The sequence below is a fragment of the Serratia sp. ME47 genome, from assembly GCF_903970925.1.
GTDB lineage: Bacteria > Pseudomonadota > Gammaproteobacteria > Enterobacterales > Enterobacteriaceae > Serratia > Serratia ureilytica.
This window is the reverse complement of record NZ_CAJCKE010000017.1, coordinates 101,738-119,682: the sequence shown is the minus strand read 5'-3', so window position 1 is coordinate 119,682 and position 17,945 is coordinate 101,738. Positions and strand designations below refer to the sequence as shown.

Here is a 17,945-nt window from a genome sequence, read left to right as displayed (position 1 = left end):
GGCATACGTGTTGAAACCTGTTGACGGAGTTCCGGCCGGGTCCTCTCCCGATCGCCACGGCCCCGCCTGCACGCTTTCGCGCTCGATGCCCGCCAGCGCGTTGTTCACCTCAAACTGGCAGCGGTCCAACTCTTGCGGCAGGTTGTGCTCCACGTTCAGCTCGCTGGAGGCCACCGCCATGTAGGATTCATCGACGAAAGTCACCTGCGCGTCCGGATTCTGCGCCAGCGCCGTCAGGCCAATCACGCCGTTGCCGCAGCCCAGATCGACGATATGGCCGTTCAGGCCGCGCGGCAGATGCTCCAGGAACAGGCGCGCGCCAATATCCAGGCTGCCGCGCGAGAAGACGTTGGCGTGGTTGTGGATCAGCCAATCGGTGCCGTCCAGCGTCCAGTTGGTGGTTTCCGCCGCCGCCGGCGGGACGATGTCCGCCGCCTGGCAGAAGATCAGGCGCGCCTTCTTCCACGCCAGGCTGGTGCGCGTTGGGCCCAGCACTTTTTCAAACAGCTGCATCGTCGAGGTGTGCACGTCGCGCGCTTTGGCACCGGCAACGATCAGCGTGTCTTCGGTCACGACGTGGCGCAGCGCGCGCAGCTGCTGTTCCAGCAGCGCCAGCGCTTTCGGCACGCGAATCAGCACCACCGCCGGCGCCGCCGGCAGCTCGGCCAGGCTGTCCAACAGTGTGACCTGCTCAGGATCCAGACCGTTGAGCTTGAGGTTGTGACGCGTCGCCAGCTGGCTCATGTACGAGTCGCTGACGCTGTAAGGACGATGCGCGTGCAGCGCACAGGCCAGGGTGCCGAAGTTATCGTTGAAAATCAGCACCGGGCGGCCACCGATATCTACGTTTTCAAGCTGTTGCAGCAGATATTCGTCCGCCGCTTCCCACGCCTGCAGCTGGGTGGATTCTTCCTGTTGGGGATAACGCTCCAGCTCAAGTTGCTGTGTTCCCAGATCGAGTTGGCTCATTGCCCCTCCTGACTGATAAAATTTGGGCTGTTTATCCCCTAAAAACGCCCGTCAGTAAAATGTTTTTTCGGATAAATTGCGTCTGTCAGGATTTGAGCGAAAAAACAGCATAGAATGACCGGCTGAATGACCGTTGATACGGAACAAGAATGTCTGAATTGACCTACCTGCAAGGCTACCCGGCGCATCTGCAAAGCCAGGTGCAGCAATTGATCCACCAGAACCGGCTGGGAGACGTGCTGCTGCAGCGCTATCCGCAGGTGCACGACTGCACCACCGACAAATCGCTGTATCAGTTTACCGTCGATCTGAAAAACCAGTATCTGCGCAACGCCCAGCCGCTGAGCAAGGTGGCCTACGACAGCAAGATCCACGTCATGAAGCACGCGCTGGGCCTGCACACCGCCATCTCCCGCGTGCAGGGCGGAAAGCTGAAAGCCAAGGCGGAAATTCGCGTGGCGACGGTGTTCAAGGTCGCGCCCGAACCGTTCCTGCGCATGATCGTGGTGCATGAGCTGGCTCACCTGAAAGAGAAAGATCACAACAAGGCGTTCTACAGCCTGTGTTGCCATATGGAACCGGATTACCACCAGCTGGAGTTCGATACCCGGCTGTATCTGACGCACCTTTCGCTGTTCGGCGAGCTGTATGCATAGCGAATGAGGGCGTGATAATCTGCGGTTTTAAGCCTGGACCGGAGCTCGCCATGATTCGCTTTGCCGTCGTCGGCACCAACTGGATTACGGAACGTTTTATTGATGCCGCCCATGAAAGCGGCAAACTCAAGCTGAGCGCCGTGTATTCACGCTCGCTGGAACAGGCGCAGGCGTTTGGCGCCAACTATCAGGTCACGCAGTTTTTCGACTCGCTCGAGGCGATGGCCCAGTCCGACGCCATAGACGCGGTATATATCGCCAGCCCCAATTCCCTGCACTGCCCGCAATCGCTGCTGTTCCTGCGCCATAAAAAGCACGTGATCTGTGAAAAACCGCTGGCCTCCAACCAGCGCGAAGCGGAACAGCTGGCGGCCTGCGCGCGGGAAAATCAGGTGGTGCTGTTCGAAGCGTTCAAAAGCGCCTATCTGCCGAATTTTCTGGCGCTGCAGCAGGCATTGCCGAAAGTCGGCCGGCTGCGCAAAGCCTTCATCAACTATTGCCAATACTCTTCGCGCTACCCGCGCTACCTGGCCGGCGAGAACCCCAACACGTTTAACCCGCAGTTCTCCAACGGCTCGATCATGGATATCGGCTACTACTGCCTGGCCAGCGCGGTGGCGCTGTTCGGCGCGCCGCAGTCGGTGCTCGCCAGCGCCACGCTGCTCGATACCGGTGTGGACGCCCACGGCACCGTCTGCCTGAACTACGGCGATTTCGACGTCACGCTTTCCCATTCCAAGGTCAGCGACTCGACGATCCCCAGCGAGATTCAGGGAGAGGAAGGCACGCTGATTATCGACAAGATTTCCGAGTGTCAGGGCGTGGCGCTGACGCCGCGCGGCGGCAACCGCCAGGATCTGAGCCAGCCGCAGCACATCAACACCATGCTGTATGAAGCGCTGGCCTTCGCCGAGCTGGTGGAAAATCACCGGGTGGAACATCCGGGGCTGGAGAATTCGCTGATCGTCGCCCGCCTGCTGACCGATATCCGCCGCCAGACCGGCGTCGTTTTCCCCGCCGACGGAGAATGAGATGAAACCGCTGCTCGTGATGCAAACCGGCGACGCGCCGCAGGCCATTCGTCAGGAATTGGCCAACTTTGATGGCATGTTCCTGCAACAGGGCAATATCGACGCCGAACGCGCGCACATCGTACACTTGCCTGCCGGCAAGCGGCCGTTGCCGCCGGCCGCCTATTGCGGCGTGGTCATCACCGGCTCGCCGGCGATGGTGACCGAACAGCTGCCGTGGAGCGAGGCGGCGGCCGAGTGGCTGCGCCAGGCGATGGCGATCAAACTGCCGCTGTTCGGCGTCTGCTACGGCCACCAGCTGTTGGCCTACGCGCTTGGTGGCGAAGTGGGCTACCACCCGCAGGGCATGGAGGTGGGCACGCTGGAGATCGAACTGCTGCCCGCCGCGGCCGAAGACCGGCGGCTCACCCTGCTGCCACCGCGCTTCAAAGCCAACCTGATCCACTCGCAGAGCGTGCTGACGCCGCCTGCCGGCGTGCAGACGCTGGCGCGTTCGCAGCAGGACGCGCACCAGATCCTGCGCTATGGCGATCATGCCCTGACCACCCAGTTCCACCCGGAATTCAACGGCGCGGTGATGAGCCAGTATCTGCAGTGGCTCGGCGAGCTGCACCCCGAGCAGCAGGCCCGCTATCAGCAGCAACAACAACAGGTTAGCGACACGCCGTTCAGCCGCCTGCTGCTGCAGGGATTCGTCGTCAGCCTGGGCGCGCAAAAAGCGTTGGCCGGCTAACGCGATTCACGTTGACCGCCGACACATTTTGCATTACTTTCTGCTCTGCAAAGGGGAGTAACTTCATTGCCGGTCAATCGTCATTACGATGCGCAAGCATCCGGTTACCGGGCAACCTGATGTCAAAGGTGTAACCACCTTCATCAACGTTGTAAGTGAGACCTTGCCGGAAGGCGAGGTTTGCTTGCAGCGTTCACAAAGCGGCTGGCGTCTTCCGACGTTGGCCGTTTTTGTTTTTGAAGGATACCTCTGATGATGAATTCCGTTGGCACACCGTGGTTGTGGGGCAGCTTCGCCGCCGTCATAGTCGTGATGCTCGCAATCGATCTCCTGTTGCAGGGCCGTAAAGGCGCGCACACCATGACCCTGAAGCAGGCCGCCAGTTGGTCGCTGGTGTGGGTCAGCCTCTCTCTGCTGTTCAATTTCGGTTTCTGGTACTACCTGAATGAAACCGCCGGGCGCGCCGTCGCCGATACCCAGGCGCTGGCCTTCCTGACCGGCTACCTGATCGAAAAAGCGCTGGCGGTGGATAACGTGTTCGTCTGGCTGATGCTGTTCAGCTACTTCGCCGTGCCGGCCAACCTGCAGCGGCGGGTGCTGATCTACGGCGTGTTGGGGGCGATCGTGCTGCGTACCATCATGATCTTCGCCGGCAGTTGGCTGGTCAGCCAGTTCCAGTGGCTGCTGTATCTGTTCGGCGCTTTCCTGCTGTTCACCGGTATCAAGATGGCGCTGGCGAAGGAAGACGACTCGGCAATCGGCGACAAGCCGCTGGTGAAATGGCTGCGCAGCCGCCTGCGCATGACCGACAGCCTGGAAGGCGAGCGTTTCTTCGTGCGCCGCAACGGCATCCTGTTCGCCACGCCGCTGGTGCTGGTGCTGATCCTGGTGGAACTGAGCGACGTGATTTTCGCGGTGGACAGCATCCCGGCGATTTTCGCCGTGACCACCGACCCGTTCATCGTGCTGACCTCTAACCTGTTCGCCATCATGGGCCTGCGCGCCATGTACTTCCTGCTGGCCAACGTGGCGGAACGTTTCTCGATGCTGAAATACGGCCTGTCGGTGATCCTGGTGTTTATCGGTATCAAGATGCTGATAATCGACTTCTTCCACATCCCGATCGGTATCTCGCTCGGCGTGGTGGCGGGCATCCTGACGCTCACCTTGCTGATCAACGCCTGGGTCAATCGCCGCAACGATCGCCTGGCGAAGAAATAACCATAATCTGTTATCCGGGGCGCTAGTCGCCCCGCGATTGTTTGGCAATTCCCCCAAAACGCCAAACGTTATTACGATCACACAAATGTAACCAGTATGTTATCAAGTGTTGATCCGCGCTCAGAATTTCACCCTCGCCTCTTTCCAACATCATTCGATTACTGAATACTGATTCGGCAAACACACTTAGTTACAGAATCATATAAAGCTGCCCGGCGTCGTTCCCGCCGCGGCGGCCAGATAACATCAGGAAGAGAAGCACTATGCAAAAACTACTACAAAGGATGACTCAGGGCAGCCTGGTTAAACAAATCATGGTCGGCCTGGTGGCCGGCATTCTGGTGGCGCTGGTTTCGCCGGCGGCCGCGGCGGCCGTCGGCCTGCTCGGCACCCTGTTCGTCGGCGCGCTGAAGGCGGTAGCGCCACTGCTGGTGCTGATACTGGTGATGGCCTCGATCGCCAACCATAAACAGGGGCAGAAAACCAACATTCGCCCCATCCTGTTCCTCTATCTGCTGGGCACCTTCGCTGCGGCGCTGGTGGCGGTCGTCGTCAGCTTTATCTTCCCTTCCACGCTGGCGCTGACCACCGGCGCAACCGACATCACCCCGCCAGGCGGCATCGTGGACGTGATGAAGGGCCTGTTGATGAGCGTGGTGGCCAACCCGTTCCATGCGCTGATTAACGCCAACTACATCGGCATTCTGGCGTGGGCCGTCGGGCTGGGGCTGGCGCTGCGCCACGCTTCCGAAACCACCAAGGGGCTGATCAACGACATGTCCCATGCGGTCACGCTGGTGGTGCGCGCGGTGATCCGCTGTGCGCCGCTCGGCATCTTCGGCCTGGTGGCCTCCACGCTGGCGGAAACCGGCTTCGGCGCGCTGTGGGGCTATGCGCAACTGCTGATGGTGTTAATCGGCTGTATGCTGCTGGTAGCGCTGGTGCTCAACCCGCTGATCGTGTACTGGAAGATCCGCCGCAACCCGTATCCGCTGGTGTTCGCCTGCCTGCGCGAGAGCGGCGTGACCGCCTTCTTCACCCGCAGCTCCGCCGCCAACATCCCGGTGAACATGGAGCTGTGCAAAAAGCTGAACCTGAATGAGGACACCTACTCGGTTTCCATCCCGCTGGGCGCCACCATCAACATGGCCGGCGCGGCGATCACCATCACCGTGCTGACGCTGGCGGCGGTAAACACGCTGGGCATCGCGGTGGACGTCCCGACCGCCCTGCTGCTGAGCGTGGTGGCCGCCCTGTGCGCCTGCGGCGCCTCCGGCGTGGCCGGCGGCTCGCTGCTGCTGATCCCGCTGGCGTGCAACATGTTCGGCATTCCGAATGACGTGGCGATGCAGGTGGTGGCGGTCGGCTTTATCATCGGCGTGCTGCAGGATTCGGCGGAAACCGCCCTCAACTCCTCCACCGACGTGCTGTTCACCGCCGCCGCCTGCCAGGCGGAAGACCAGCGGCTGGCGAACGAAGACCCGCTGAAGGTGCGTTAATCGCGCGTTGCTTCATAAAAAGGCGCTCCCTCGAGCGCCTTTTTTGTCAGCTTTACAGCGTCACCCCGCTTTTAAAGATCGCCAGCTCGCGAAAGTCGTTGGTTTCATTACGCGCCGGACGCCCGTTGGCAATCTCGACAATCAGATCGATGAAGCGGCTGAGCAGCGTCTCCATCGCCACGCCGTGAACCAGGCTGCCGGCGTCAAAATCGATCCAGTGCGGTTTCTTCGCCGCCAGCTCGCTGTTGGTCGCCAGCTTCACCGTCGGCACAAAGCCGCCGTACGGCGTGCCGCGCCCGGTGCTGAACAGCACCATATGACAGCCGGCGCCGGCCAGCGCGCTGGTCGCCACCGCGTCGTTGCCCGGCGCGCTGAGCAGATTCAGCCCCGGCACGCGCAACCGCTCGCCGTATTTCAGCACGTCCACCACCTGGCTTAGCCCCGCCTTTTGGGTGCAGCCAAGCGACTTCTCCTCCAGCGTGGTGATGCCGCCGGCCTTGTTGCCCGGCGACGGATTCTCATAAATCGGCTGCTGGTGGGCGATGAAATAGCGTTTGAAATCGTTGATCATGTCGACGGTTTTGTCGAAGGTTTCTCCATCGCGGCAGCGGCTCATCAGAATGCGTTCGGCGCCGAACATCTCCGGCACTTCGGTCAGCACCGTGGTGCCGCCGTTGGCGATCGCATAGTCGGAAAAGCGCCCCAGCAGCGGGTTGGCGGTAATGCCCGACAGCCCGTCCGAACCGCCGCATTCCAGGCCGAACTTCAGCTCGCTCAGGCGGCCCGGTTCGCGGCGATCGTGGCGCATCTCCCGATACAGCTCGTGCAACAGCGCCAGCCCGGCCTCCACTTCGTCGTCCTGCTGTTGGCACACCATAAAGCGCAACCGCCGCTCGTCCCCTATCCCCAGCGTGGCGCGAAAAGCATCCACCTGATTGTTCTCGCAACCCAGCCCGATCACCAGCACCGCGCCGGCGTTGGGATGGCGCGCCAGGTTTTGCAGCATAGTGCGGGTGTTGGCATGATCCTGCCCCAGCTGCGAGCAGCCGAACGGGTGGCTGAACAGATGCACGCCGTCGATCCCGTCCGCCTGTGTTTGCTGCAAAAAGCGCTGCTGGATCTGGCGAGCGATACCGTTGACGCAGCCGACGGTCGGCACGATCCACAGCTCGTTGCGGATCCCCACTTCGCCGTTGGCCCGGCGGTACAGCTGCACCTCGCGATCCGCCGCCTGCGGCGGCAGCGCCGGGAACTGCGGCTGGTAACGGTAGCTGTCCAGATCGCTCAGGTTGGTTTTGACGTTTTGCGAATGAATATGCTCCCCAGGCGCAATGGCCGCGAGCGCATGGCCGATCGGCTGGCCGTATTTGATGATGTCTTCGCCCTCGGCGATCGGGCCGAGCGCAAATTTATGCCCGCGCGCCACCGGCTGCGCCAGTTTGACGACCGCGCCTTCCAGCTCAACGCGCTCTCCGGCAGCCAGATCGCGCAGCGCCACCGCCACGTTATCCTGCTCGTGAATCTTTATCGTACTTTGCATAAACCGGTCCCGGATAACGGCTACGCCAGTTCAATGGCGAAATAGTTTTTGGCGTTGTCGAAACAGATGTTTTTCACCATCTCGCCCAGCAGCGCGATATCCGCCGGCGCTTCGCCGTCCGCCACCCAGCGGCCGATCATCTGGCAAAGGATGCGGCGGAAGTATTCATGGCGCGTATAAGACAAGAAGCTGCGGCTGTCGGTCAGCATGCCGACGAAGCGGCTCAGCAGCCCGAGCTGGGCCAGCTGCGTCATTTGGCGCTGCATGCCGTCCTTCTGATCGTTGAACCACCAACCGGAGCCGAACTGCATCTTGCCCGGCGTGCCTTCCCCCTGAAAATTGCCGATCATGGTGCCGATCACTTCGTTATCGCGTGGATTTAGGCAATAGAGAATGGTTTTCGGCAGACCGCCCTGCCGCGCCTGAGCATCCAGCAGCCGCGACAGCGGTTCCGCCAGCGGCCGGTCGTTGATCGAGTCGAAGCCGATATCCGGCCCGACGGCGGCCAACATGCGGCTGTTGTTATTGCGCAGCGCGCCGATGTGATACTGCTGCACCCAGCCGCGACGCCGGTATTCGCCGGCCAAAAACAGCAGCACCGCGCTTTTGAACTGGGCGCTCTGTTCCGGCGTCGGCAGCTCGCCGTTCAGGCGGCGCAGCAGGATCGCATCCAGCGCCGCTTCATCGGCCTCGCCGAACACCACCACGTCCAGCGCATGATCGGCCACCTTGCAGCCGTGGGCGGCAAAGTGATCCATGCGCTTGTACAGGGCGTCGCACAGCGCGCTAAAGCGGCCGATGGCGGTGTCCGCCGCCGCCTCCAGCTGCCGCAGATAGTCGTTGAAGCCGGGCGCATCGATGGTGAAAGCCTTGTCCGGCCGCCAGCTCGGCAGCACTTTGATAGCGAAACTGCGATCGTCGGCGATCGCCCGATGATGACGCAGATCGTCGATCGGATCGTCGGTGGTGCCGACCATTTTCACGTTCATTTGCTGCATGATGCCGCGCGCGCGAAACGCATCCTGCGCCAGCAGCGCATTGCCGCGCTGCCAGATTTCATCCGCCGTGGCCGGCGACAACAGCATATCCGTGATGCCGAACGGGCGGCGCAGCTCCAGATGCGTCCAGTGATAGAGCGGGTTGCCGATGGTGTGCGGCACCGTGGCGGCCCAGGCGTCGAATTTCTCGCGATCGCCCGCATCGCCGGTGCATAACCGCTCCGCCACGCCGTTGGTGCGCATCGCCCGCCATTTGTAGTGATCGCCCTGCAGCCAGATATCGTACAGATTGCTGAAGCGGGTATTCTCCGCGATCTGCTGCGGCGGCAAATGGCAGTGGTAATCGAAAATCGGCTGCTGCGCCGCGTAGTCGTGATACAAGCGCCGGGCAAATTCGCTGTCCAGCAGGAAATCTTCGCTCAAAAACGTCGCCATCTCGGGCTCCTTACTTGCCGTGCGGCACGGGGTTCGAATCACAAAAGTTATCACACCAATTTTTACTGGCGTCCAGCAAATTTTTCCCGATGTCTGCCGTTCATCCTCTCTCTACGCCCTTTTTCGCTCAATTTACCGGCAAAAATGCCCTGTTTCACCGGCCACAGTATCACTCAGGCGAATAATTCCTTTTGTGATATCACTCAACTTTTAAACCTGTATGACAGGTTATTGTCTCGCCAGCCGCATCGACGGCCACACCTTCAAACGGGGAGACACTTCGGATGCGTAAAATTAAAGGGTTACGCTGGTACATGATCGGACTGGTGACCATCGGCACCGTGCTGGGTTACCTGACCCGCAACGCCATCGCCGTGGCGGCGCCGACGCTGGAAGATACGCTGCACATCACCACCCAACAGTATTCCTATATCGTCGCCGCCTACTCCGCGTGCTACACCGTGATGCAACCGGTGGCGGGCTACGTGCTGGACGTGCTGGGCACCAAGGTCGGCTACGCCATGTTCGCCATTCTGTGGGCGCTGTTCTGCATGGGCACCGCGTTGGCCAACAGTTGGGGCGGGCTGGCGTTGGCGCGCGGCGCGGTCGGCATGGCGGAAGCGGCGATGATCCCCGCCGGGCTGAAGGCCAGCAGCGAATGGTTTCCGGCCAAAGAGCGTTCGATCGCCGTCGGCTATTTCAACGTGGGCTCGTCGATCGGCGGCATGATCGCCCCGCCGCTGGTGGTATGGGCCATCGTCGCGCACAGCTGGGAGATGGCATTCATCATCACCGGCGTGCTGAGCCTGATCTGGGCCATCTGCTGGCTGCTGTTCTACAAACACCCGAAAGATCAGAAGAAACTGAGCCAGGAAGAACGCCGTTACATCCTCGAAGGCCAGGAAGCGCAGCACCAGACCTCTAACGCCAAAAAGATGTCCGCCTGGCAGATCGTGCGCAACCGCCAGTTCTGGGGCATCGCGCTGCCGCGCTTTCTGGCGGAGCCGGCGTGGGGCACCTTCAACGCCTGGATCCCGCTGTTCATGTTCAAGGCCTACGGTTTTAACCTGAAAGAGATCGCCATGTTCGCCTGGATGCCGATGCTGTTCGCCGATCTCGGCTGCATCGTCGGCGGTTATCTGCCGCCGCTGTTCCAGAAGTATTTCAAGGTCAACCTGATCGTCTCGCGCAAGCTGGTGGTGACGATGGGTGCGGTGTTGATGATCGGCCCCGGCATGATCGGCCTGTTCACCAGCCCTTACGCGGCTATCGCCCTGCTGTGCGTCGGCGGCTTCGCCCATCAGGCGCTGTCCGGCGCGTTGATCACCCTCTCTTCCGACGTGTTCGGCCGCAATGAGGTGGCGACCGCCAACGGGCTGACCGGCATGGCGGCCTGGACCGCCAGCACGCTGTTCGCCCTGGTGGTCGGCGCCCTGGCAGACACCCTCGGCTTCAGCCCGCTGTTCGCCGCGCTGTCGGTCTTCGACATTCTCGGCGCCATCGTCATCTGGACGGTGCTGCAAAACCGCCCGGCCGCCGAACCGCAACCGGCCGCGCTGCAGCCCACCCCGGCGCGCAGCTGATCCCCCGCCCGGCCGCTGCGCCGGGCCCCTTGCTCCTCTGGCAGCGGTGCCGAATAAGTGGTATAACAAATCCGATGGCCACGCGCCCCTTCCCACCGCACCGTATAGAGCATTCACTATGGAATTCACTGAAACCAGACGCCTGTATCAGCAACTGGCCGCCGAGCTGAAGCAACGCATCGAAAGCGGCCGTTACCCGGTAGGCGACAAGCTGCCGGCCGAGCGATACATCGCCGAAGAGATGAATGTCAGCCGCACCGTGGTGCGCGAGGCGATCATCATGCTGGAAGTGGAAGGCTATGTGGACGTGCGTAAGGGATCCGGGATCCACGTGGTGTCCAACCAGCAAAAGCACCTGGTGGTGCCGGGCGACAGCATCGAGTTCGCCACCGCCGGCCCGTTTGAGCTGCTGCAGGCGCGCCAGCTGATAGAAAGCAACATCGCCGAATTCGCCGCCACCCAGGTGACCAAGCAGGATATCGTGCAACTGATGGAGATCCAGGAGCACGCCCGCAAAGAAGATCGTTTCCGCGACTCGCAGTGGGATCTGAAGTTCCACGTGCAGGTGGCGCTGGCCACCCAGAACACCGCCATGGCCAGCATCGTGGAAAAAATGTGGGTGCAGCGGGTCAACAACCCTTACTGGAAGAAACTGCACGAGCATATCGACGAACGCTCGATCGCCAGCTGGTGCGACGATCACGATCAGATCCTCAAGGCGCTGATGCGCAAAGATCCTTACGCCGCCAAACTGGCGATGTGGCAGCACCTGGAGAACACCAAGCAGATGCTGTTCAACGCCACCAGCGACGACTTCGAATACAACGCCGACCGCTATCTGTTCGCCGAGAACCCGGTGGTGCATCTGGACGGCGTGAGTCACGAGCAGAAATAGCCACGGCGGTCAAAAACCGTCGGCTTATGTCAGGTAATGTAAAATCCGCTGAATCGATGCCGGAACCGCCGTTTGCCGTGTACTATTTCACCGTCGGCAACGTAGATTTCCCTGTTGCCAATCGTGCTATTTTGGTAGAGTTAGCCCACTTTTTTACCCATTGCTGCGGGGGCGGGACGCGAATAAATGCGCTGGTTGTTTGCCATGCTGATTGCTCTTTTCTGCTGGACCGGTTCGGTCTCCGGCCAACAGCTATGCGTGGCGTCATCCAAGCCCACCCCCAGCGCGCTGAGCAGCCTGCCGCTGCTGGCGGAGCCGGCGCTTTCCCCCTATGATCATGTGTATCGGGCGCCGGCCGAAGCGCGCCGCAAAGCGCCCGGCAAGTTGCCGCTGCTGCTGCCCAGAGCGTACTCTTTCCCCGGTTCGCTGCTCGCGTCCTCCCTGCCGGCGCCGGTCTATATCCTGGCCGCAGAGCCGGGCTACCGAATTCGTTTCCCCCGCCAGGACACCCCGGCCCCCAACCGGCTTGCCCAGGTCGACTGGATGCTGGACGCCTCCAGACAACAAAGTCGGCAGGCCGGCTGGAAAGAAAGCAACATGCAGTACCGTGGCACGCTGACTTACCACCTATGACCGGTGTCGCACCGCTTAGAAACCTTAAAGCAACGCCGTTTCATCGTTATCAGCATTCAGGATCGCCGCGCGCTTTCAGCCCACGCCCGCTCCGCCGCTGAGATAAAAATAAACAATGACGTTTTAGGAACACCGGATGGACATCATTAAAGAACTGATACATGCCTTATGGCAGCAGGATTTTGAAACGCTGGCGAACCCTTCGTTGGTGTGGACCCTCTACATCCTGCTGTTCATGATCCTGTTTTTGGAAAACGGCCTGCTGCCGGCCGCTTTTCTGCCGGGCGACAGCCTGCTGATCCTGGTCGGCGTGCTGATCGCCAAAGGCACCATGGGCTTCCCATTGACCATCGTTATCCTGACCGTCGCCGCCAGCCTGGGGTGCTGGGTCAGTTACATACAGGGCCGATGGCTCGGCAATACGCGAACGGTGCAAGGCTGGCTTTCGCATCTGCCGGCCCACTACCATCAGCGTGCGCATAACCTGTTCCACCGCCACGGCCTTTCCGCCCTGTTGGTCGGCCGCTTCCTGGCCTTCGTGCGCACCCTGCTGCCAACCATCGCCGGCCTGTCCGGCCTGAGCAACGCACGCTTCCAGTTCTTTAACTGGATGAGCGGCCTGCTGTGGGTCTTGATCCTGACGACGCTGGGCTTCGCCCTCGGAAAAACTCCGGTGTTCCGCAAGTATGAAGATCAGCTGATGTTCTGCCTGATGATGTTGCCGCTGGTGTTGCTGGTGGTCGGCCTGGTCGGCTCGCTGATCGTGCTGTGGCGCAAGAAACGCGCCAGCGGCCAGAACCCGGGGAAAGGGGCGTGACAGCAAAGCGCCCGCGCTGGCAATACGTCCTGATGATCGCGCTCGCCCTGCTGGCGCTGGCGACGCTGTTGGTGCCCTGCATGGTGCGCACCGAGAGCGAGCTGCGCATTCGCGCCAGCCAGCAAGGGCTGTCGCTGCCCGACGGTTTTTATGTCTACCAGCGCCTGGATGAGCGCGGTATCCGCATCAAAAGCATCACGCCGGAAGGCGATGGCTTGGTTATCCGTCTGGATTCGCCGGAGCAGCAGTTGCTGGCGCGCGAAGCGCTGCAAACCATCCTGCCTCCCGGTTATCACATCGCGCTGAGCGAATCTCCCGTGCCAACGCATTGGGTGCGCGAATTTGCGCGCTCCCCACTCAATCTGGGATAATCCCCTTCAAATGAAGGGGATTCCTTTCATTGCCGTTATCTTCATTTTCATTCGCATCATTTAGCTCAAAAAACAATCAGTCGCGCCGAATTTCGGCTGATTCTTTGGGGGCGTGCCGGTTTCATGGCTATGCTGAAGGATAACTTCAGCCGGCGATGAACGCCCTCCTCTCGCGCTGCCGCCTCCGGCAGTCAGGAAAGCGGATGCCTGTTCAGGCATCCCATGAAAAGGAACTGAGAAATGAAATTTCGCCACTCACTGTTACTGCTGCTGCCACTCTGCGCGCTGCCGACGCTGTCCTCGGCCGCTGAGGGCGGCTGCGCCGCCAAAGCGCAAAATATCCAGCAGCAAATCGACTACGCGACTCAGCACGGCAACACCCACCGCGTGGATGGGCTGAAAAAAGCGCTGAGCGAAGTGCAGACCCACTGCACTGAAGCCGGCCTGCAGGCCGAACGCCAGAAAAATATCGCAGAGAAACAGCGCAAGGTGGACGAGCGCCGGGAAGAGCTGAAAGAAGCGCAACAAACCGGCAAGCTGGACAAGGTCGCCAAGAAGCAGCAAAAGCTGGCCGAAGCGCAGGCTGAATTGAAACGCGCCCAGGCGGAATAATTTTTTTACACCAGCGGATTTATCGATGAGAGCCCCATCACACGGGATTTCTTAAGCATATGGAATTGATGTCTGGTGTTATCTGCTGGTCATCACCCCTTTGCTCCGGCGAAAAAATCCGCTATGTTAAAAGTCTGTCGAAATAAACGTTAAGGAATAATCACATGGCACATGATTCAAATGCAGAAAACTTACGCGCTGAACTGAAGTCCTTAGCCGATACGCTGGAGGAAGTGCTGAACTCCTCCACCGACAAGCCGAAAGCCGAGCTGGAGAAGCTGCGCTCGAAGGCGGAAGGCGCGCTGAAAGAGACTCGCGCTCGCCTGAGCGACGCCGGTGACAAGCTGGCTTCGCAAACCAAACAGATCGCCGGCCAGGCCGACGACTATGTGCGCGACAATCCGTGGACCGGCATCGGTATCGGCGCGGCGGTCGGCGTGGTGTTGGGCGTGCTGCTCGCGCGTCGTTAATCATGGCTGAACAACCGCAAGTGCGCGCGCAGGGCCCCGCTAAAGGGGTCCTGGATATCGGTCAGCGCATCATCACGATCCTGGTCGGCATGGTGGAAACCCGTGTCCGGCTGGCGGTAGTCGAGCTGGAAGAGGAGAAAGCCAACCTCATTCAGCTGCTGATCATGGCCGGCATGACGCTGCTGTTCACCGCCTTCGGTTTGATGAGCCTGCTGATCCTGATCTTCTGGGCCATCGATCCGGTCTATCGGCTGGTGGCGCTGGGCGCGACAACCGGCGTGCTGCTGTTCCTCGCCGTAGTCGGCACCATCTGGACGCTGGTCAAGGCCCGTCGCACCACGCTGCTGGGCGCCACGCGCAAGCAACTGGAGCTCGATCGCGCCGAGCTGGAGCGAGAGCCATGAGCCGCCGCCGCTATCTGGAATGGAAAAAAGAGAGGCTGATTCGGCAGATCCAGCAACAGCGTCTGGATCTGGCCGAACACAAGTCTCTGTGGCTAGAAAAGACCGAACGCATCGACCGCGGCTGGCAAACGGTGTTTGGCCTGCGCCGCTATCTGGTGCTCGGTTCCAGCGTCATGGCGCTGTACGGCATCCGCCACCCCAGCAAGATGATCCGCTGGTCGCGTCGCGCCTTCGGCGCATGGAGCGCTATCCGTCTGTTTAAAAAGACGTTTTCCGCCAAGTAAGCCGCTTAGTCTTTCCTTCAAACCTCCTGTTGCTCTGCCCGCATTTTCTCCCTTGATACAACGCGTCCAACCCCGGGGCCGGGCAACCTGCTGATCGGCGGCATTTTATTAGCACGCTAAAGATTCAGATTTTTTGAAAAATTACGACAGTTTTACTTGCTAACAACCTGAGCACTTCCCGCTTAACATTCACTCCATCAATACGATACGAGCCGGACAGGGCGAACGTCCTGATATACCGCTCGTTGACATGGCTTCCGCCGAACAGGCATACAAAAACACTTTGGAGTAGATGATGAAAAAATTAGAAGATACAGGTTTGTTGGTTGCTCGTATTCTGATGCCAATCCTGTTTATCGTGGCAGGCTACGGCAAAATGGGTGACGCCTACGCCGGAACCCAACAGTACATGCAATCGATGGGCGTGCCTGGCTTCTTGCTGCCGCTGACCATCCTGCTGGAATTTGGCGGCGGTCTGGCGATCCTGTTCGGTTTCCTGACCCGCACCGTGGCGCTGTTCACCGCCGGTTTCACCATCCTGACCGCGCTGCTGTTCCACACTGATTTTGCGAACGAAGTAAACCAGCTGATGTTCATGAAAAACCTGACCATCGCCGGCGGCTTCATCGTGTTGGCGGTCGCAGGCCCGGGCGGCTTCAGCATCGACCGTCTTCTGAACAAGAAATGGTAATCTAAACTGTCATTCAGGGCCCGGCATGCCGGGCCTTGTCCTTTTTTAACTCGGACACCAAGGAGATTCCCATGGGACAACTCGTCGATGGCGTTTGGCAAGACATCTGGTATGACACCAAATCTACCGGCGGCCGTTTCAAACGTTCAACCGCTCAGTTTCGCAATTGGGTGACCGCCGACGGTCAGCCGGGCGAACACGGCGTGGGCGGCTTCCAGGCCGAAGCGGGCCGTTATCACCTTTATGTTTCTCTCGCCTGCCCCTGGGCGCATCGCACGCTGCTGATGCGCAAACTGAAAGGGCTGGAGCAGATCATTCCGGTCTCGGTGGTGCACCCGCTGATGCTGGAAAACGGCTGGACCTTCGGCCAGGATTTTCCTGAAACCACCGGCGATCCGCTGTATCACGCCGACTTCCTGTACCAGATCTACCTGCGGGCCGATCCGCACTACAGCGGGCGCGTGACCGTACCGGTGCTGTGGGATAAACAGCGGCAAACCATCGTCAGCAACGAGTCCGCCGACATCATCCGCATGTTCAACAGCGCGTTTGACGGCGTCGGCGCTCGGGCAGGCGACTACTACCCGACCGCGCTGCGCGGCAAGATCGATGAGCTGAACGGTTGGATTTACGATCAAGTGAACAACGGCGTGTACAAGGCCGGTTTTGCCACCAGCCAGGAAGCCTATGACGAAGCGGTCAACGGGGTATTCAACGCGCTGGAACGCCTGGAGCAGATCCTGGGGCAGCATCGTTACCTGACCGGCGATCGGCTGACCGAAGCCGATCTGCGTCTGTGGACCACGCTGGTGCGTTTCGATCCGGTGTACGTCACCCACTTCAAGTGCGACAAACACCGCATCAGCGACTACCTCAATCTGTACGGCTTCCTGCGAGACATCTACCAGATGCCGGGCATCGCCGAGACGGTCAGCCTGCCGCACATTCGCAACCACTACTACCGCAGCCACGCCACCATCAACCCGCACGGCATCATTTCCATCGGGCCGGCGCAGGATCTGGACGAGCCGCACGGCCGCGACCAGCGCTTCGGTTAAGGTGAAAAAAATCCCCTTGCCGCCCGGCAAGGGGATGTCATCCAACCGACGTTAACGCTGCGCGAACAGGCGCGGAATCTCACGCAGGAACCAGGCTTTCGCCTCCCCCATGCTGTCGCGCCGCCAGGCCATGATGATGTCGGCTTCGCGGCTGTATTCCGGCCCGACCACGCGCAGCCGCCCGGCTTCGATATCTTTTTCCACCATCGGGTACGGCATGGTCGCCACCCCCAACCCGGCCAGCAGCGCCAGGCGTTTGTCTTCAATGGTGCTCACCGTCAGGCGCTGTTGTTTGTCCAGCAGCTGTACGGTCAATACCGGGCGCTCACGGGCGGTGTCGGCCACCGCAATGCCGCGGTACTTCACGCGGGTCACTTCGGAAAGCGGCTCCGGCTCCAGGTGGATCGGGTGATCCGGCGCGGCGACATAAACGCTCATCACCTTATACAGTTTGCGGGTGTTGATCTCCGACGACGCGCGGAAATGCATGTCCGGCGCGATCACGATGTCAGCACGCCCCTGCTCCAGCCGCTCCCAGGCGCCCGCCAGCACCTCGGTGAAAATGGACACCTGGGTGTTGGCCTTCAGCGCCAGCTTGTCAACCAGCGGGAACAGCAGGCTCGGTGGCGACAGCGCTTCACTGACGATAGTCAGGTGAGTTTCCCAACCGCGCGCCAACGCTTCGGCGTCGGTAGTCAGCTTATCGGCCGCCTCCAGCAGCACCCGACCGCGTTCCAGCAACATGCGCCCCACGTTGGTGAACTTGGTGCGGTGGCCCGAACGGTCGAACAGCACCACATCCAATTCTTCTTCCAATTTTTGCATGGTGTAGCTGAGTGCCGACGGCACCCGGCCCAATTCGTCGGCGGCCGCGGCGAAACTGCCGCGCCGGTCGATTGCATCCATCACCCTTAGTGCCTCAAGCGTGAGCGCCCGATCTCTGGCCATCGCATCCCTCTGTCAGGAAATTTGAATATGCCGACCAGATTAACTGGCTAACAATCCGACGTCCAGATGCTTACCATTTGGATAATGAATTTAGAGA

Annotated in this window: 20 protein-coding genes; 16 read left to right on the top strand and 4 right to left on the bottom strand. The window is 60.5% G+C overall.

Annotated elements, in window-relative coordinates; genetic code table 11:
* The coding region (locus H7A77_RS17205) for a methyltransferase (RefSeq protein ID WP_255443879.1) at positions 1–969 on the bottom strand (969 nt) is incomplete at its 3' end.
* Between the two features lie 149 nt (positions 970–1,118).
* Between H7A77_RS17205 and H7A77_RS17200 the strand changes: the two genes are divergently transcribed.
* The 5 genes from H7A77_RS17200 to sstT all read left to right on the top strand — a co-directional run bounded on the left by H7A77_RS17200 (position 1,119) and on the right by sstT (position 6,109).
* Complete coding sequence (locus H7A77_RS17200) at positions 1,119–1,625, top strand: M48 family metallopeptidase (protein ID WP_033632026.1); 507 nt, start codon at positions 1,119–1,121, stop codon at positions 1,623–1,625.
* Positions 1,626–1,675: 50 nt separating this feature from the next.
* Positions 1,676–2,656 carry a Gfo/Idh/MocA family protein gene (locus H7A77_RS17195; protein WP_033651271.1) on the top strand — a complete coding sequence of 327 codons (981 nt, stop codon included), beginning with the start codon at positions 1,676–1,678 and terminating at the stop codon, positions 2,654–2,656.
* Between the two features lies 1 nt (position 2,657).
* Positions 2,658–3,389 (top strand): glutamine amidotransferase, encoded by a 732-nt coding sequence (locus H7A77_RS17190; RefSeq protein WP_182074443.1) that lies wholly within the window; start codon positions 2,658–2,660, stop codon positions 3,387–3,389.
* 252 nt (positions 3,390–3,641) lie between these two features.
* The gene (locus tag H7A77_RS17185; RefSeq protein WP_025304345.1) at positions 3,642–4,610 is read left to right on the top strand and encodes a TerC family protein; all 969 of its coding nucleotides are present in this window, start codon (positions 3,642–3,644) and stop codon (positions 4,608–4,610) included.
* 263 nt (positions 4,611–4,873) lie between these two features.
* The gene (gene sstT / locus H7A77_RS17180) at positions 4,874–6,109 is read left to right on the top strand and encodes a serine/threonine transporter SstT (RefSeq protein ID WP_028128305.1); all 1,236 of its coding nucleotides are present in this window, start codon (positions 4,874–4,876) and stop codon (positions 6,107–6,109) included.
* Between the two features lie 52 nt (positions 6,110–6,161).
* Here sstT and H7A77_RS17175 read toward each other — a convergent pair whose 3' ends face one another.
* Together H7A77_RS17175 and uxaC are read right to left on the bottom strand one after the other, a co-directional pair.
* The gene (locus tag H7A77_RS17175; RefSeq protein ID WP_182074442.1) at positions 6,162–7,649 is read right to left on the bottom strand and encodes a UxaA family hydrolase; all 1,488 of its coding nucleotides are present in this window, start codon (positions 7,647–7,649) and stop codon (positions 6,162–6,164) included.
* A gap of 20 nt (positions 7,650–7,669) precedes the next feature.
* Entirely contained in the window at positions 7,670–9,082 is a 1,413-nt protein-coding gene (uxaC, locus tag H7A77_RS17170; RefSeq protein ID WP_182074441.1) for a glucuronate isomerase, read from the bottom strand.
* 284 nt (positions 9,083–9,366) lie between these two features.
* Here uxaC and H7A77_RS17165 point away from each other — a divergent pair, with 284 nt between their 5' ends.
* The 11 genes from H7A77_RS17165 to H7A77_RS17115 all read left to right on the top strand — a co-directional run bounded on the left by H7A77_RS17165 (position 9,367) and on the right by H7A77_RS17115 (position 16,900).
* The gene (locus H7A77_RS17165; protein ID WP_025304349.1) at positions 9,367–10,665 is read left to right on the top strand and encodes an MFS transporter; all 1,299 of its coding nucleotides are present in this window, start codon (positions 9,367–9,369) and stop codon (positions 10,663–10,665) included.
* Positions 10,666–10,783: 118 nt separating this feature from the next.
* Entirely contained in the window at positions 10,784–11,560 is a 777-nt protein-coding gene (exuR, locus tag H7A77_RS17160) for a transcriptional regulator ExuR (RefSeq protein WP_182074440.1), read from the top strand.
* 186 nt (positions 11,561–11,746) lie between these two features.
* Positions 11,747–12,193, top strand: coding sequence for a hypothetical protein (locus tag H7A77_RS17155; RefSeq protein WP_182074439.1), 447 nt, complete (start codon positions 11,747–11,749; stop codon positions 12,191–12,193).
* A gap of 136 nt (positions 12,194–12,329) precedes the next feature.
* Positions 12,330–13,010: a DedA family protein gene (locus H7A77_RS17150; protein WP_033644523.1), complete on the top strand. Its 681-nt coding sequence runs from the start codon at positions 12,330–12,332 to the stop codon at positions 13,008–13,010.
* The gene (mzrA, locus tag H7A77_RS17145; RefSeq protein WP_071845111.1) at positions 13,007–13,381 is read left to right on the top strand and encodes an EnvZ/OmpR regulon moderator MzrA; all 375 of its coding nucleotides are present in this window, start codon (positions 13,007–13,009) and stop codon (positions 13,379–13,381) included. The genes H7A77_RS17150 and mzrA overlap by 4 nt, the downstream gene beginning before the upstream one ends.
* Positions 13,382–13,621: 240 nt before the next feature.
* The gene (locus H7A77_RS17140) at positions 13,622–13,993 is read left to right on the top strand and encodes a DUF1090 domain-containing protein (RefSeq protein WP_033644521.1); all 372 of its coding nucleotides are present in this window, start codon (positions 13,622–13,624) and stop codon (positions 13,991–13,993) included.
* Positions 13,994–14,157: 164 nt separating this feature from the next.
* On the top strand, positions 14,158–14,463 hold the full coding sequence (locus H7A77_RS17135) for a YqjD family protein (protein WP_004937125.1): 306 nt from the start codon (positions 14,158–14,160) through the stop codon (positions 14,461–14,463).
* Between the two features lie 2 nt (positions 14,464–14,465).
* Entirely contained in the window at positions 14,466–14,867 is a 402-nt protein-coding gene (locus H7A77_RS17130) for a phage holin family protein (RefSeq protein ID WP_015379160.1), read from the top strand.
* Positions 14,864–15,151, top strand: coding sequence for a YqjK-like family protein (locus H7A77_RS17125; RefSeq protein WP_004937121.1), 288 nt, complete (start codon positions 14,864–14,866; stop codon positions 15,149–15,151). The genes H7A77_RS17130 and H7A77_RS17125 overlap by 4 nt, the downstream gene beginning before the upstream one ends.
* Before the next feature lie 295 nt (positions 15,152–15,446).
* Positions 15,447–15,842 carry a DoxX family protein gene (locus H7A77_RS17120; RefSeq protein ID WP_033644519.1) on the top strand — a complete coding sequence of 132 codons (396 nt, stop codon included), beginning with the start codon at positions 15,447–15,449 and terminating at the stop codon, positions 15,840–15,842.
* A 71-nt stretch (positions 15,843–15,913) separates the two neighbouring features.
* Positions 15,914–16,900 carry a glutathione S-transferase family protein gene (locus tag H7A77_RS17115; protein ID WP_033651262.1) on the top strand — a complete coding sequence of 329 codons (987 nt, stop codon included), beginning with the start codon at positions 15,914–15,916 and terminating at the stop codon, positions 16,898–16,900.
* Positions 16,901–16,951: 51 nt separating this feature from the next.
* Here H7A77_RS17115 and H7A77_RS17110 read toward each other — a convergent pair whose 3' ends face one another.
* Positions 16,952–17,848: a LysR family transcriptional regulator gene (locus H7A77_RS17110; protein ID WP_025304355.1), complete on the bottom strand. Its 897-nt coding sequence runs from the start codon at positions 17,846–17,848 to the stop codon at positions 16,952–16,954.
* Between the last annotated feature and the right edge of the window lie 97 nt (positions 17,849–17,945).

Coding starts and splice junctions, on each gene's coding strand:
- H7A77_RS17140 (WP_033644521.1), top strand. CDS start 13,622: ATGAAATTTCGCCACTCACTGTTACTGCTGCTGCCACTCTGCGCGCTG.
- H7A77_RS17150 (WP_033644523.1), top strand. CDS start 12,330: ATGGACATCATTAAAGAACTGATACATGCCTTATGGCAGCAGGATTTT.
- H7A77_RS17120 (WP_033644519.1), top strand. CDS start 15,447: ATGAAAAAATTAGAAGATACAGGTTTGTTGGTTGCTCGTATTCTGATG.
- H7A77_RS17115 (WP_033651262.1), top strand. CDS start 15,914: ATGGGACAACTCGTCGATGGCGTTTGGCAAGACATCTGGTATGACACC.
- H7A77_RS17135 (WP_004937125.1), top strand. CDS start 14,158: ATGGCACATGATTCAAATGCAGAAAACTTACGCGCTGAACTGAAGTCC.
- H7A77_RS17200 (WP_033632026.1), top strand. CDS start 1,119: ATGTCTGAATTGACCTACCTGCAAGGCTACCCGGCGCATCTGCAAAGC.
- H7A77_RS17125 (WP_004937121.1), top strand. CDS start 14,864: ATGAGCCGCCGCCGCTATCTGGAATGGAAAAAAGAGAGGCTGATTCGG.
- H7A77_RS17185 (WP_025304345.1), top strand. CDS start 3,642: ATGATGAATTCCGTTGGCACACCGTGGTTGTGGGGCAGCTTCGCCGCC.
- H7A77_RS17195 (WP_033651271.1), top strand. CDS start 1,676: ATGATTCGCTTTGCCGTCGTCGGCACCAACTGGATTACGGAACGTTTT.
- H7A77_RS17110 (WP_025304355.1), bottom strand. CDS start 17,848: ATGGCCAGAGATCGGGCGCTCACGCTTGAGGCACTAAGGGTGATGGAT.
- H7A77_RS17165 (WP_025304349.1), top strand. CDS start 9,367: ATGCGTAAAATTAAAGGGTTACGCTGGTACATGATCGGACTGGTGACC.
- uxaC (WP_182074441.1), bottom strand. CDS start 9,082: ATGGCGACGTTTTTGAGCGAAGATTTCCTGCTGGACAGCGAATTTGCC.
- H7A77_RS17190 (WP_182074443.1), top strand. CDS start 2,658: ATGAAACCGCTGCTCGTGATGCAAACCGGCGACGCGCCGCAGGCCATT.
- H7A77_RS17130 (WP_015379160.1), top strand. CDS start 14,466: ATGGCTGAACAACCGCAAGTGCGCGCGCAGGGCCCCGCTAAAGGGGTC.
- H7A77_RS17175 (WP_182074442.1), bottom strand. CDS start 7,649: ATGCAAAGTACGATAAAGATTCACGAGCAGGATAACGTGGCGGTGGCG.
- exuR (WP_182074440.1), top strand. CDS start 10,784: ATGGAATTCACTGAAACCAGACGCCTGTATCAGCAACTGGCCGCCGAG.
- sstT (WP_028128305.1), top strand. CDS start 4,874: ATGCAAAAACTACTACAAAGGATGACTCAGGGCAGCCTGGTTAAACAA.
- H7A77_RS17155 (WP_182074439.1), top strand. CDS start 11,747: ATGCGCTGGTTGTTTGCCATGCTGATTGCTCTTTTCTGCTGGACCGGT.